The sequence below is a fragment of the Oceanobacillus rekensis genome (assembly GCF_002153375.1).
GTDB classification, from domain to species: domain Bacteria; phylum Bacillota; class Bacilli; order Bacillales; family Amphibacillaceae; genus Oceanobacillus; species Oceanobacillus rekensis.
In genome coordinates this window covers 517,975-531,885 of sequence record NZ_MTBQ01000003.1, presented here as the reverse complement: position 1 = coordinate 531,885, position 13,911 = coordinate 517,975, and the positions used below count along the sequence as shown (strand labels likewise).

The 13,911-nt window shown below is 37.5% G+C and carries 14 protein-coding genes; 11 read left to right on the top strand and 3 right to left on the bottom strand.

What is annotated here, in order from left to right; genetic code table 11:
* The first annotated feature begins 157 nt into the window (after positions 1-157).
* The 7 genes from BV906_RS10030 to BV906_RS10000 all read left to right on the top strand — a co-directional run bounded on the left by BV906_RS10030 (position 158) and on the right by BV906_RS10000 (position 6,354).
* The gene (locus BV906_RS10030; RefSeq protein ID WP_087973386.1) at positions 158-778 is read left to right on the top strand and encodes a YhcN/YlaJ family sporulation lipoprotein; all 621 of its coding nucleotides are present in this window, start codon (positions 158-160) and stop codon (positions 776-778) included.
* Between the two features lie 633 nt (positions 779-1,411).
* The gene (locus BV906_RS10025) at positions 1,412-1,873 is read left to right on the top strand and encodes an S-ribosylhomocysteine lyase (protein WP_087973385.1); all 462 of its coding nucleotides are present in this window, start codon (positions 1,412-1,414) and stop codon (positions 1,871-1,873) included.
* An 80-nt stretch (positions 1,874-1,953) separates the two neighbouring features.
* A complete protein-coding gene (locus BV906_RS10020) occupies positions 1,954-3,321 on the top strand; it encodes a dipeptidase (protein ID WP_087973384.1) in 1,368 nt (455 codons plus the stop codon).
* A gap of 139 nt (positions 3,322-3,460) precedes the next feature.
* Positions 3,461-4,216 (top strand): (S)-benzoin forming benzil reductase, encoded by a 756-nt coding sequence (locus BV906_RS10015; protein ID WP_087973383.1) that lies wholly within the window; start codon positions 3,461-3,463, stop codon positions 4,214-4,216.
* Between the two features lie 83 nt (positions 4,217-4,299).
* Positions 4,300-4,425: a YjcZ family sporulation protein gene (locus tag BV906_RS10010; protein WP_087973382.1), complete on the top strand. Its 126-nt coding sequence runs from the start codon at positions 4,300-4,302 to the stop codon at positions 4,423-4,425.
* Between the two features lie 380 nt (positions 4,426-4,805).
* The gene (gene map, locus BV906_RS10005; protein ID WP_087973381.1) at positions 4,806-5,558 is read left to right on the top strand and encodes a type I methionyl aminopeptidase; all 753 of its coding nucleotides are present in this window, start codon (positions 4,806-4,808) and stop codon (positions 5,556-5,558) included.
* A 34-nt stretch (positions 5,559-5,592) separates the two neighbouring features.
* Positions 5,593-6,354: a cobalamin-binding protein gene (locus BV906_RS10000; protein ID WP_087973380.1), complete on the top strand. Its 762-nt coding sequence runs from the start codon at positions 5,593-5,595 to the stop codon at positions 6,352-6,354.
* Positions 6,355-6,540: 186 nt separating this feature from the next.
* On the opposite strand, the gene nhaC is transcribed toward BV906_RS10000, so the two are convergent.
* A complete protein-coding gene (gene nhaC / locus BV906_RS09995; RefSeq protein WP_087973379.1) occupies positions 6,541-7,911 on the bottom strand; it encodes a Na+/H+ antiporter NhaC in 1,371 nt (456 codons plus the stop codon).
* 440 nt (positions 7,912-8,351) lie between these two features.
* Between nhaC and BV906_RS09990 the strand changes: the two genes are divergently transcribed.
* Together BV906_RS09990 and BV906_RS09985 are read left to right on the top strand one after the other, a co-directional pair.
* Positions 8,352-9,089 (top strand): AzlC family ABC transporter permease, encoded by a 738-nt coding sequence (locus tag BV906_RS09990; RefSeq protein ID WP_087973378.1) that lies wholly within the window; start codon positions 8,352-8,354, stop codon positions 9,087-9,089.
* Complete coding sequence (locus tag BV906_RS09985; protein WP_087973377.1) at positions 9,086-9,379, top strand: AzlD domain-containing protein; 294 nt, start codon at positions 9,086-9,088, stop codon at positions 9,377-9,379. Before BV906_RS09990 ends, BV906_RS09985 begins: the two co-directional genes overlap by 4 nt.
* Positions 9,380-9,690: 311 nt before the next feature.
* Here the strand turns inward: BV906_RS09985 and BV906_RS09980 are convergent, their stop codons facing one another.
* Positions 9,691-10,569 (bottom strand): cation diffusion facilitator family transporter, encoded by an 879-nt coding sequence (locus BV906_RS09980; RefSeq protein WP_087973376.1) that lies wholly within the window; start codon positions 10,567-10,569, stop codon positions 9,691-9,693.
* 301 nt (positions 10,570-10,870) lie between these two features.
* On the opposite strand from BV906_RS09980, the gene BV906_RS09975 reads away from it, so the two are divergent.
* Positions 10,871-11,104, top strand: coding sequence for an IDEAL domain-containing protein (locus BV906_RS09975; protein ID WP_087973375.1), 234 nt, complete (start codon positions 10,871-10,873; stop codon positions 11,102-11,104).
* A gap of 222 nt (positions 11,105-11,326) precedes the next feature.
* A complete protein-coding gene (locus tag BV906_RS09970) occupies positions 11,327-12,631 on the top strand; it encodes an MFS transporter (protein WP_087973374.1) in 1,305 nt (434 codons plus the stop codon).
* Between the two features lie 100 nt (positions 12,632-12,731).
* Here BV906_RS09970 and BV906_RS09965 read toward each other — a convergent pair whose 3' ends face one another.
* Positions 12,732-13,646 (bottom strand): zinc dependent phospholipase C family protein, encoded by a 915-nt coding sequence (locus BV906_RS09965; protein ID WP_087973373.1) that lies wholly within the window; start codon positions 13,644-13,646, stop codon positions 12,732-12,734.
* Positions 13,647-13,911 lie beyond the last annotated feature (265 nt).

Below are 13,911 nucleotides of genomic sequence, written 5' to 3'. Positions count from 1 at the left end.
CTTGATTGTCAAGGGTCATTAGTTATGTTTTCCTGCTTTCTATATATAATGTTGGCAACATTTATGGTGTGAATACCAATATAAGGGTTTCCTCAAGTACGAATAGTATTTAATCTCCGTTACATAATAAAACCAAACACGTAAGGAGGAATAAACAATGAAATACAAATTGATGAGCATTTTTGCAGTACTTTTTCTGACTTTGGTTGCATGTCAGAATACTGATGAAACTGGATTACAAGATGCAGGTACAAATGGGAACGACAATGCGGAGCAAACCAGGTATAACAATAATCATAATAATACTGGTGATGGACTAACAGGAGTTCGTAACAATACGATGGATCGGGATGCTGACCAAATGCAGAACCGTGGTACGAACGTGAACGATGAGAATCGTAATAACCAATACGATGTATCAGAAGAAGCGGCAGAGCGTATAACTTCTGAAATTAAGGATGTAGACCGTGTACAAGTGCTAACCACGGATAATAATGCATATGTAGCTGCAAGCATTGATAATAAAAACGATCAAAACCAAAATAGACAGAATAATGGAGACGGTGAAGAAGAAGTCAACGAAGAAACGAAGCAAAAAATTGGTGACATAGTAAGATCGGTAGACAACAATATTGAAAATGTATACGTCTCATCGAACCCTGATTTTATTGATTTAACGAATAATTATGTTGATGATATGAACAATGGCGAACCAATTGAAGGTTTTTTTGATCAAATGGGCAATATGATTCAACGTATCTTCCCACAAAATAACTAATGGATAAAAAACGAGTGCTCCCCGAAGCACTCGTTTTTTCTATAATAGAGAATACTTTTGAAAAGTACCGATTTGATGTATCATTTAATCAAAGGCTCTTTTCGTATACATTGTTGACCTTTCAGCTTATATAAACTATGACGGAAGTAAGCTTCGGCGACCGCTCTGGGAGATATACTTTACGCACCTTAGGGCGGCTGGTGAGCCCCTTCATTCTAACGCATTTCAGGGTCTTACCTATGCCTCTTTTCCCGCAGGAGTCTCCGTATATTTCCCAGAGCTGGTTAGAAGGTTGCTGACAATGACTAGACTTGCTAATAGCTAAAAAGCATCCTACAACTTCACCAGTCCGGCATCGTTGTGGGCGTGACTCCTTCGGAAACAGCATGTGTCCGAAGACAGCAAAGAGTGGTTTTCTCTTCGGTGGGCTGAGGCCGTGCCCTAAGGTGCGCATCCGCCCACAGCAATCCCGGACGGCGATAATAGCACCTACTTATAGCAAGCAGAAGTTATATTGCAGTTTATCTCGGGCTGTGGGGCCTGGTAATAGAAAACCATGCGAAAATAGCCTAATCAAATGACTGACTTTGTTTCTTACAGACAAAAATAAGCCAAATGAGGAGAGATTTAATTATGACAAAAAAAATGAATGTTGAAAGCTTTAACCTTGATCATACAAAAGTAAAAGCACCATATGTACGTTTGGTTGGTGTAACAGAGGGATCCAATGGGGATAAGGTATATAAATACGATATCCGTTTTAAGCAGCCGAATAAAGAACATATGGAAATGGCTGGTCTGCATTCACTGGAACATATGATGGCAGAACATATCCGAAATCATACGGATTCTGTATTGGATATTGGTCCGATGGGGTGTCAAACAGGATTTTATTTATCGCTCCTTAACCATGAAGATTTTGACGATGTCCTTGTTATATTGGAGAAAACATTAAATGATGTTTTAACAGCCGAGGAAGTTCCTGCGTGTAATGAGGTCCAATGCGGATGGGCTGCAAACCACAGCCTGGAAGGTGCCAAAGAAATCGCAGAAGAAATGCTGAATCGAAAAGAAGAATGGCGTGAAGTTTTTTAATAAATGATATAACTTAGGCAGTCGATTAGTAGGATTGTTTTCTAAAATTTTATTATGCAAAGAAACTGGAGGTATGTATCATGAGCGAAAAAGCGCTGCATTATATTAAGGATAATCGAGAACGTTTACTTGGAAAGCTGAATGAATTCCTTGCTATTCCAAGTGTTAGCACCGATAGCCAATATAAAGATGATGTCCATAGCGCAGCAGATTTTATCGTTACATATTTAACCGATATTAACTTTGACAAAGTGGAAAAGCAGGAAACAAACGGACATCCACTCGTCTATGCGGAATATAATGGAGCAGGAATGGACGCACCAACAGTACTTTTCTATGGTCACTATGATGTGCAACCAGTAGATCCGATTGATTTATGGGATAGCGACCCATTCAAGCCGGAAGTAAGAGATGGAAGACTTTTTGCACGTGGTTCCAGCGATGATAAAGGGCAGGTTTTCATGCACCTGGCAGTCTTTGAAGCATACATGAAAACAGAAGGAGCAATCCCAATCAATGTAAAAGTATGTATTGAAGGGGAAGAAGAGATTGGCAGTGAAAATCTGTACGATATTCTTCACGAGAAAAAGGAGCAGTTCCAAGCTGATTTCGCAGTAATATCTGATTCTGGTATGGCTGAAAAGAATCAGCCAACAATTCTATATGGTTTGAAAGGCTTTACTGGTATCGAAATCACTGTTAATGGACCAGACCATGACCTTCATTCAGGGATGTATGGTGGAGCTGTAAGGAATCCAATCATGGCACTTAGTCATATCCTTGCTTCCATGAAAAATGAAAATGAAGTTGTTACGGTAGATGGATTTTATGATGATGTGGAACCATTGACAGATGCGGAAAGAAAGCTCATGGAGCAGGCACCTGGTGAAGACTTTTTAGAAACGACTGGAATACCGGAAACTGTTTCAGAAGAGGGATATACAGCCAAAGAACATACAATGGGCCGACCAACATTTGAAATAAACGGAATTTATGGTGGTTATCAGGGGGAAGGAACAAAAACAATTATCCCCTCTTCAGCAACCGCAAAAATAACCTGCCGTCTTGTACCAGGACAGGATCCAGAAAAAGTCCAGAAGTTATTGGAAGACCATGTTAATAACGTAGTGCCAACTGGAGTCACCGTGGATGTAAAAAAGGAAAAACTTTCGGCTAAAGCATATAAAGTTGAACCAACACATCCACTGATAAAGAAAGCTGCGTCAAGCTATACAAAAGCATTCGGCAAAGAAACAGTCTACCTTCGTATGGGCGGCTCTATACCTGTAGTAGAGTGGATTGAAGCAATCTATGACATCCCAATAGTTTTGTTGGGCTTCGGCACACCTGATGACCGCTTGCATTCTCCAAATGAGAGTTTTCCATTGGATAGTTTTGATAAGGGTATGGAAACACTTGTATATTATTGGGATGAGGTAAAGAAATAAAGCTTCGCTAGTTGGATAGCTATTTCTCTAATAATGCTTCATTAATGGCATCACCCCCGTTTCTGTAAATCGGATTCGGGGTATTTTACATAATAACTATTTAGGAAAACTGTAAAATTAGAACAGGGGGTTTAATGAAATGAAATATGCCATCATAACAGGATCTTCCAAGGGACTTGGCGAATCGATTGCAAAGCTGTTTTTGGAATCCGGTGTTCATGTCGTTGGTTTGTCCCGGAGTAATAATGACTATCTTTCCGTAATAGCCAAAGAGAATAATGCGATATTTAAACATATTCCTTGTGACCTTGAGAAAATTGAATCACTGGAACAGGTATGTGAAGAAGTAGCTGATATCGTTTTTTCTGAAGAGACGAATACTATTTATTTGGTTAACAATGCAGGAGTTGTAGAGCCAGTTAAGCAATCGATGCACATACAAGCTAACGAACTGAAAAGCCATGTTCATATAAATACAATTGCCCCAATGGTGCTCACTAATTATTTTCTGGATAAAGCGACTGAAAAAGAAATTCCGCTCATATGTGCAATTGTTACATCTGGTGCTGCAGAATCACCAATGTATGGATGGAGTGCATATTGTACAACAAAGGCAAGTATGAATATGTATACAAAAACGGTTGCACTCGAGCAAGAGGAATTGAAAACGGATCATAAAATAATTGCTTTCAGTCCAGGAATTATGGATACGGAAATGCAGAAAAAGATTCGGTCCAGTACCAAGTCAGAGTTTTTACAGTTGGAAACGTTTCAAGGGTACAAAGAAAATAATTTACTAAAAAGTACAGAGCTTGTTGGTGGTGTTCTGATCGATATTCTAGTCGATACCGATATAAATAGTGGCAAAATTTACAATGTAAAAGATTATCTGTAGTCTAAAAACTGAGCAATTAGCCCTTCCCAATTCAGATGGATTGCATAAAGTAAAGTAGTCTAAAGAATTGAGGAGGGGAAAGAATGAGTAAAGACGGAGGAAGTTTCGGATCCAGCGGTTTCGCATTGCTGGTTGTGTTATTCATCTTATTAATTATCATCGGAACAGCATATACAGATGGCGGTTACGGTGGTGGCGGATACTGTTAGAACACTAAGATTGTCACCGAGCTTTTAAGTGACAAACTAGCCACACTTAGCAGTTAAGAAAGTACTTATACTTTCCTAATTGCCTAGAAAATAAGAATGCAGCGCTAATCCGCTGCATTTTTTTCATTGTCATATAATTATTCCTTTACCTGTAAAAATTACATATATGGTTAAACTTAAGTCTAATGTAAAATGAATTTTAGGTTTTCTGTTTTGAAGTGTTCCATTACTGAATTTAACAGTTTTTTATGATACACTTTATTTTGGATATTTCACTAATTAATGTATTTAATTAAAGTATTTAATTGATATATAAAGTGGTAAATTAAAATACGAATAATATAGCAGAGTTTTTACCACATAGAAAGGAAGTTTACCCGATGATTACAAGAAAAAGTAAACGTGAAATTGAACAAATGCAGGAAGCAAGTGATATTCTTGTTGCATGTCATAAAGAAATAGCTAAAATAATTAAACCTGGAATCTCGACAATGGAAATTGATACATTTGCCGAAGATTTTATGGCCAAACATGGTGCAACACCGGAACAAAAGGGATATAGTGGATACCCGTATGCAATTTGCGCATCAGTCAATGATGAGATTTGCCATGGCTTTCCGACGGATGAGAAGTTAAAAGATGGGGATATCGTTACAATCGATATGGTCGTTAACCTTCGCGGTGGGTTGGCAGATTCTGCTTGGACATATGCTGTAGGAAATGTTGATGCTGTTGGCAAACGATTGATGGATGTAACTAATACTGCTCTCTACAAAGGAATCGAGCAAGCAAAGCTTGGAAACAGAATCGGGGATATTGGTCATGCTATCCAAGTTTATGCGGAAGCGGAAGGTTTCTCCGTTGTACGTGATTTTACAGGACATGGAATTGGACCAACCATCCATGAAGAACCACATATTCCACATTTTGGATTGCCGAATAAAGGGTTGCGCTTGAAAGAAGGCATGGTTATTACAATTGAACCTATGATTAATGAAGGTACGTGGGAAAGCCAAATGGACGACAATGGCTGGACGGCAAGAACCATCGATCAAGGACGCTCTGCACAATATGAACATCAAATTGTTATTACAAAAGAAGGACCACTAATTTTAACCGATCAAGATAAATAATCAACTTTATACGTGGGTAGAGGAGAGGGCATCAATGCGAGTTGTATCCATTTGTCCGAGTAATACGGAAATCTTGGCTTATTTAGGTAAATTAGATGTATTGGTCGGTGTTGATGATTTCTCAGACTGGCCGGAATCTATAGTGAGCTTGCCGAAAGTTGGTCCAGACCTTTCCATCGATATGGAAAAGGTGGAAAAACTAAAGCCGGATCTCGTCCTAGCATCTTTAAGTGTCCCAGGTATGGAAAAGAATATCGTGGCCATGGAAGAAAAGGGAATTCCATACATTATTCTTAATCCCAACTCATTACAGGAGATAGCAGATGATATAAGAACTGTAGGAGATGAACTAAATCTCAAGCAGTTAGGTGAGAAAAAAGCGGAAAGGTTTCTTAATGAGGTAGCACATTTAAAAGAAAAAGCTTCAGAAAGAGATACTTGCCCATCCTTATATTGGGAATGGTGGCCCAAGCCCGTATTCACACCAGGAAGAGTGAATTGGCTCACAGAAATTAGCGAACTTGCCGGTGCAGAAAATATATTTGCATCCGAAGACGTAGCAAGTTATCAAACTGACTGGGAAGATGTCAAAGCAAGAAATCCTGATCATATATGTATGGTCTGGGTTGGTATCAAAGAAGAAAAAATGCGACCCGAATTAGTGATTAAGCGCCCCGGTTGGAGTGAAATGAAGGCCATACAGAATGGCAATATTCATGTACTTGAAGAATCACTATTTTGTAGACCGTCACCAAGGTTGCTCGATGGTTTGAAGAAATTACTGGAAGTTATATGAAATGGAAGAGTTTTCCTAAGAGGGGAACTCTCTTTTTTTGCAGTAAAGGAAGTTTGCATAAGTGCGAGCTTTGAAAAGAGGCGAATTCCCGATTGCCATGTTTTCTGGAAAAGAGTAATTTATCGTGTCCAAGTAGTCAAGCACAATCAAAAAGAGAGCCAAGAAAAAAAACTCTCGGCTCTTCTATCATTTATTCATTCTTGCTGTTTTTGCCCCAAATAGGATTGTTATCAGTGGACTAAGCAGGCAAAAGAATGCGAATGGTAAATATTCAAGCACGGGAACACCTAATACGTCTGCGATAAATACTCCACATACACTCCATGGAACAAGTGGATTGATGACTGTTCCGGCATCCTCCAATGTTCTGGAGAGAGCCTTTTTCGTTAGTCCTGCTTTTTCATATATTCCTTTATATGTTTCACCGGTCAGCAAGATGGATAAATATTGTTCTCCGATTAAGACATTCACACCGATTGCTGTTGCAGCGGTTGAAAGTATAATAGAGCGAACCTTGCTTAGCCTTTCTTGTAGAGCAGTAAGCATGGTTGGAAGTATTCCGGTCGCAAACAAAAGTCCCCCAAAGCTTAACGCCAAAAGAACTAGCGAAATGGTAAACAGCATACTATTGATACCGCCCCTTGTTAATAATTCATTTACAGGAGCAAATTCAGTTGTGCCAGTATAGCCACTAAACCAGATTGTCCATATTTCAGCCCAGTTCAGATTTGTCGTGAAAACCGCTGATACAGTAGCGATTAAACTGCTGATTGTTAAGGCAATAAATGCTGGAATCTTAAATAGAGTACAAATGATCAATACAATTAATGGAATCCATGAAGCCCAATGTATAAGTCCAGATGACTGTAGTGCTGTTTGGTATTCAGCAACATGGCCGAATGAAGCAGATTGTTCTGGTGAAATTAAAATAAATAAAATAAATGAAATGATAAAAGCTGGAATGGTTGTTAAACTAATATGTTTAATATGATCAAATAAATCCACTCCGACAATGGTTGATGCAAGATTAGTCGTATCGGACAGTGGAGACATTTTATCTCCGAAGAAAGCACCAGAGACAATTGCACCAGCTGTTATAGCAAGCGAGATATCCATAGCACTTGCCATGCCAATAAATGCTACGCCGATTGTAGCAGTCGTCGTTAACGAACTACCTAGTGCGACCCCGATAACTGCAGTCACAGCGAATACAATTCCATAAAACCATGTACCGCCAATAATCGAAAAGCCTGTATTGATAAGTGTGGGAATGGTACCACTGATGATCCAGCTACTGATAAGTATTCCAATCAGAAAGAACAGGAAGACTGCACCCATTCCAGCGGTTGCTCCTGAAATCATAGCTTCTTGTAAATCTTTAAAGGAAATCCTTTTTAATAGTCCATAAGCAATTAAAGAAAAAATACCAAGTAATATCGGTATATGTGGTACTGTTTCTAATCCAATAATAAAATAGCTAATCAGACCGATGATAAGAATAAAGAATAAACTTGCTTCCATTAATGAAGGATAATGTCTTGGGTTAATAGGGACCATGTTGTTGTTTCCTCCTCTGAAATTAATAAAAAAGCCCCGCCCCTAAAAAGGGACGAAGCTTATCTCCGCGTTACCACCCTGATTGGTGAAATAAATCCACCCTCTCAATGTAATAATCCATTTATAATATTTCTGTTTCGAACAGAATATTGGAAACTGTAATTCAATCATTACCTGCCAAAGCTTGCAGCAACCGCTTTGTCTCTTTTTTCTGCATAGGGAATAGTCTACTGTGAATCCTTGGATAATGTAAGTATTTAATTATGATAATATTGACTATACACGGTTGATTGATTATTTGTCAATAACATATCTTTTTCAAAAAGTATCTGTTTAAATAGAATGCCAAAAATTGGACTTAATAAATCATAAAAGACCTATAAAGACTTCAACTTTGCAAAAAATTCAGTTATAATAAGTAGAATTTTACTGAAGGAGGAATGTCAGTAGTTGTGACAGACAAAGCAGAGATTTATTCATCCACTGCGGTACATATGATTAAAAGAGGATTTATTACCGGGATTCCAATTATGCTCGGTTACTTACCAGTTGCCATTACTTATGGAGTGCTGGCAAAACAGGCAGGAATGACTTTAATGGAATTGACATTAATGAGTGTTATGGTTTTTGCTGGAGCTAGTCAGTTTATGGGAGTAAATATGATTGCAGTCGGCACAGGTACACTAGAAATTATTATTGCAACATTCGTACTCAATTTTCGCCATTTTATCATGAGTCTTTCGTTTATGAATCAACTGAGGGAATTAAAATTAAAATGGAAAATACCTTTATCACTTGGTTTAACGGATGAATCATTTGCAGTCTCATCCATCAATAAAGACGAGGCCAAAATGGAAAAGGGTGCCTTTTTTTATGGAACAATCATAAGCATTGCGTACTTATCCTGGATTATCGGTTCTTTTCTTGGTGGGGTTTTAGGGGATGTTATACCAGATAGATTGAGTCAAAGTATGGGAATTGCGTTGTATGCTATGTTTATCGGATTACTAATACCTTCGATTAAAAAGGAGAAAAAGATAGCTGTAATAGCTCTATTTGCTATGCTGATTCATGCATTGTGTATTCAACTTGGTATGAGTACAGGGTGGGCAATCGTAGCGGGAACGATTATTGGTGGAATGAGCGGTATTTACTTGCTTAAGGAGGATGTGGCATGATTATTCTAATCATTATTGGTATGTCTTTAGTGACCATGATACCAAGAGTGATTCCAGCTTTTGTCATTGAAAAAATGCAGTTCCGGCCCTGGGTGAATAGATGGCTCAGTGCTATTCCCTATGCAGCATTGGGGGCGCTAATTTTCCCTGGTATTTTATCTGTTAATCCAGATAAATCCCAAATTGGATTGCTAGGTGGAATTGTAGCTGTAATTCTTGCTTATATAGGTCTAAATGTAGTGTTGGTTGTAATTGGAGCAATCATTACCGTTTATTTTTTATCTTTATGAATATATGTTTTGTTCATAATATTTTAAACTATGGTTACAATACCGCCAATTGTTGCCTTGCATTTCTCGCAGCCCAAGATAAACTGCGAACTAACTACTATGTATTTTAGATTTCTTCCACAAAATCATAAAAAGTGACTGCTGGCAGATTTCCAAATACATGTGCTTATGCCGCCGTCTATGATTGCTGTGGGCGGATACGCACAGTGTATTTTCCCAGAGCGGTCGCCGAAGTTGCTGCTTATCTTAGTTCGCACTTTATCTCTATCGCAAGAAGCCTAAATAAAGAGGTATAACGTAAATTATATGCGTTATACCCCTTTTTCTTCGTATGGTTCAATATGAATATGTGCATATGTGATTGTATGTTTCTCGTACAGGTAATATTCGATTCTTTCAGTGATATGATGACTTTCTGCTACAGTCAGATTAGGATCGACTAGGATGGTAATATCTATTAAGGCCTGGTTACCATGGATTCTGCCTTTTACATCAACAACCTCTTTTACGTCTGTATCTTTGGATATACTCCTTCTAATTTTCTCAAGCTGTTCATCATCAAAACCATCTGTTAATGTAATTGTGGAATCTTTAAAAATATCCCAGGCTGTTTTACAAATAATGATACCTACAATTAATCCTGCTAAAGGATCCAGCCAGAAGATACCAAATTGTGCCCCAACAATCCCAATAAACACTCCAACACTCACTAGAGCATCTGAGCGATTATCCTGTGCAGCAGCATTCAACGAGCTGCTTTTTATTTGTTTTGCAAGCTTTAAATTATAGCGGTAAACGAATAGCATAACCAATGCTGAACCTATTGCGGTCCATGCCGTTAGCATATCTGGCTGAGGAACTTCAGCAATTAATAAGCTATTAAATGTATCTAATATGACCTGTATACCGATAAACATCATAATAAAGGCTGCGAATAAAGATGCAATGGTTTCTGCTCGGTAATGTCCGTAACGATGTACTTCATCAGGGGGTTTCCTTGAAATTTTTAACCCAATTAATACGGCTATCGATGCTATGACATCTGTAGAATTGTTTAAACCATCAGCCCTTAATGCATCCGAATTACCAACACTTGCGATATATAGTTTGGTGATTGCTAGCACGATATAGGCAAAGATACTGAGCCAAGCACCTTTTTCGCCTCTTTTTAGATTGTCTGAGTGATTCATCCCTTGCCTCCATGTATGATAGCTATATGTATTCCTGATCCCTTATAAGAGGTTGTTCCAAAACAGTGGAAATTATAAGTATGTCTGTATTTTAAACCTAAATTATATTGCTCTTTCGTTCAGTTCTAATAGTTTATCAAAGGTGTACATGGTTGGTCTAGAGAAACATTCGGTCTTTAGTGAATATGTTTTGATCTTGTTAAGTAATTTAGCTTAAATAAACATCAAATTAAAATAAAAATAGTTGCAATTATTCTAAAAATTTAGGATAATAATAGAATAGACAAAGGGGGCATGTTCTATGAAAAAGGAAAAGGTAGTTTATAAATTTTGTCGCTATCAAGGTGGAAAATTGCAAGCTAAACGTGAAATTCCTTATGAAATTAGACTCCTTGCTCGTTTAATTCTTGATGAACTTTGTTTTAACTGGAATAAGAAAAGATTAGAAGAAGATATCAATGATTCGATAGAAAATGGAAACAGGGAAGATTTTATGAAGTTGAGTGATGAATTTAAACATTTTATTTGGGAATAGACAATAAAAGCCTTACCTTTTCATGGTAAGGCTTTTATTACGACCGCTCATGTTTGTATTTTTTTGGCAGTTAAGAAAGCATAAATATTTTCTTACTGCATAAGTGCAACTAAGGTTGTCACTTAAAAGCTTGGTGACAATCAAGTTTTCTAATAAAATTTCATTTAATATTATGTGTCATCGTCTCTTTATTTGGTATGCTGAAAAAGGGGTGATAGGTCGATGGAAAATAAAAAGAAAATACAACGGAGCTGGATGCTTTATGACTTCGGGAATTCAGCATTTGCGACAACCATTATGGCTGCTGTTCTGCCTGTTTACTATTCAAGTGTTGCTGCCTCTGGTTTGGAAGAAGGCCTTGCAACAAGTTATTGGGGTTATTCCCAATCCATTTCTGTATTGATAGTCGCTATACTGGCGCCGATTTTAGGAGCAATCAGTGATTTCTCTGCAGCTAAAAAGAAGTTCCTTCAATTTTTTGCATTTATGGGTATTATTGCTAGTATTTTATTGTTTTTCGTTGGTGAAGGAGATTATCTATTAGCTTCTGTATTATTTATCGTTGGTTCCATTGGATTTTCGGGAGCTAATATTTTTTATGACGGTTTTTTGCCTGAGATAGCGAAAGAGGATGAGATGGATCGCATTTCATCGGGTGGTTTTGCTTTCGGTTATATAGGTGGAGGTATTTTACTTGCCATTAATGTACTGATGATTCTAAATCCAGGCTGGTTTGGATTAGTAGACACAGCTATGGCCAGCCGTGTGTCATTTGCAACGGTTGGTATATGGTGGTTTATTTTCTCCATCCCTTTACTAAAGAATATTAAAGAAGAGAAAAAAGTTCATACGGAAAGGAATCAATCCTACATCGCCATCGGTTTTTCGAGGGTAGGTAATACATTAAAAGAGATTAAACAATATAAACAACTTGCTATTTTTCTATTGGCATTTTGGCTCTATAATGATGGTATATCGACAATTATTCGGATGGCGACTATTTATGGAAGTGAAATAGGTATTGCTCAAAATGATTTAATCATTGCTTTGTTAATCACACAGTTCGTCGGTATTCCTTTTACATTTTTCTTTGGTTGGCTGGCGACTGTTATAACAGCTAAGAAGGCATTGAATATAACGCTTTTTGTCTATCTTGGTATTGTCATACTCGGATATTTCATGAATTCATCGCTTCATTTTTATATTCTCGCCATTTGTGTTGGGATGGTTCAAGGTGGGGCACAATCACTTAGCAGGTCTATTTTTGGAAAGATGGTTCCTGCAAATAAACACGCGGAATTCTTTGGGTTTTACGGAATTTCGTCTAAGTTTGCAGCAGTGATAGGTCCTTTTATGTTTGCTTTCATTGGCCAGATTACAGGAAACAGTAGACTTGGTATTATTTCGCTTATTTTCTTTTTTATCATCGGTATTTTTATCCTTCGCTTCGTGGATATCGACCAGGGGATTCGGGATGCAAAACGACTCACGTACCCGAAAGAAAAAGTAGAAATAAAACCGAAATAAAAACAGAGCGTCGGGGCTCTGTTTTTTTATTTGGTTTTATAAAGTATAAGATTTTGGCAATTTATGGAAGTATACGTTACGTCAGCTTTCCGTCTTTATTCTATACAATAGGATCACTATATTTTAATGTGAGACCAAGATTTAATGGTTTGCCGGTATCATACGAAATATTATCAATAAGTTCTACTAGCCTTTGTAGAGCATAGTCGTTGCCGTTCTCCCAATAGTTTTGTAATTCCGTTAAGACTTGGATAGCTTCCCCACGGGCCGTGCTGTACAAATCAATAAAGCTTTTAGTGGAAGGCTCTTTCGTTGCTGGGTGGTACCATGTTGTCTGTTTAAGATTCAAATAGTCCATATCATCTTTTATTGGCTTATGTGAGTAAGATGAGATCACGGGTCCCAGCAAACGATGTTTCCAGCCATAAGGGTCAGAAAGTATTTTAAGTGCAAGCTTCATATCTTTGTAAGCCTTTTGGATATATTTCGAAGATGGCCTTTCAAGTTCTGGATAATGCTTATTTATTGTTTGATCAAGTAATACATGTAATTCTTTGTTCAATGATTTTCCTACATCAATTTCTTTATATGCAGGTGATTTCCAGGTTTTTAACTTGTGGTATTTCTCCAATATTAGTGTATCAATAATTATTTCCAGCTTTTGGTGTTTGCTGCCGCTATAGCCAGCACGGTAATGAATATATGGATGGGCATTACGGTCTAAAATATGATGTGTGATAAAACCAGTAACAAATGCTTTGACCTCATTGCACTGATCCTTTGCATGAATAATTAAATCAGCTAGGAATTCGCCACATCGTCTCGTATGCAACGCCATACCGACTTCATGTACTGGTTCATTTTTAATCCATGGCCAAAAGTTATAATAGAAAAAGGGATCCGGTCCCTGAGCACCTAACCTCATGTATGGCTCGTATGGTGAAAATGGATATGGGCGTTTTACGGCATCGATAGCATCTTCACAAAATAAAATATGTGTCCATATATTCGGCATCAAGACATCCTCCTTTTTACACATTCCAACATTTATTTGTATCGAAGACTTATACTATTATATAAACTGTCTTCCTTCTATTGGTAAGTTTACCTCTAATCATTATAACTAAAAATCCCATCTCATAAATGAAGAATCTAGTACAATTTTGTGTCAACAGGTTTTAATTACCAAAAGGGCTTAAAAATTTAGAAAGATAAGTATAATTAGTATTATTCTTCCCGGAAAATTTGGTACAATAGAGATGGTTTGAAGCACTTATACA

Bases quoted from the DNA above. Each gene is read 5' to 3' on its own strand.
- BV906_RS10030 (WP_087973386.1), top strand. From the start codon at position 158: ATGAAATACAAATTGATGAGCATTTTTGCAGTACTTTTTCTGACTTTG.
- BV906_RS10025 (WP_087973385.1), top strand. From the start codon at position 1,412: ATGACAAAAAAAATGAATGTTGAAAGCTTTAACCTTGATCATACAAAA.
- BV906_RS10020 (WP_087973384.1), top strand. From the start codon at position 1,954: ATGAGCGAAAAAGCGCTGCATTATATTAAGGATAATCGAGAACGTTTA.
- BV906_RS10015 (WP_087973383.1), top strand. From the start codon at position 3,461: ATGAAATATGCCATCATAACAGGATCTTCCAAGGGACTTGGCGAATCG.
- BV906_RS10010 (WP_087973382.1), top strand. From the start codon at position 4,300: ATGAGTAAAGACGGAGGAAGTTTCGGATCCAGCGGTTTCGCATTGCTG.
- map (WP_087973381.1), top strand. From the start codon at position 4,806: ATGATTACAAGAAAAAGTAAACGTGAAATTGAACAAATGCAGGAAGCA.
- BV906_RS10000 (WP_087973380.1), top strand. From the start codon at position 5,593: ATGCGAGTTGTATCCATTTGTCCGAGTAATACGGAAATCTTGGCTTAT.
- nhaC (WP_087973379.1), bottom strand. From the start codon at position 7,911: ATGGTCCCTATTAACCCAAGACATTATCCTTCATTAATGGAAGCAAGT.
- BV906_RS09990 (WP_087973378.1), top strand. From the start codon at position 8,352: ATGTCAGTAGTTGTGACAGACAAAGCAGAGATTTATTCATCCACTGCG.
- BV906_RS09985 (WP_087973377.1), top strand. From the start codon at position 9,086: ATGATTATTCTAATCATTATTGGTATGTCTTTAGTGACCATGATACCA.
- BV906_RS09980 (WP_087973376.1), bottom strand. From the start codon at position 10,569: ATGAATCACTCAGACAATCTAAAAAGAGGCGAAAAAGGTGCTTGGCTC.
- BV906_RS09975 (WP_087973375.1), top strand. From the start codon at position 10,871: ATGAAAAAGGAAAAGGTAGTTTATAAATTTTGTCGCTATCAAGGTGGA.
- BV906_RS09970 (WP_087973374.1), top strand. From the start codon at position 11,327: ATGGAAAATAAAAAGAAAATACAACGGAGCTGGATGCTTTATGACTTC.
- BV906_RS09965 (WP_087973373.1), bottom strand. From the start codon at position 13,646: ATGCCGAATATATGGACACATATTTTATTTTGTGAAGATGCTATCGAT.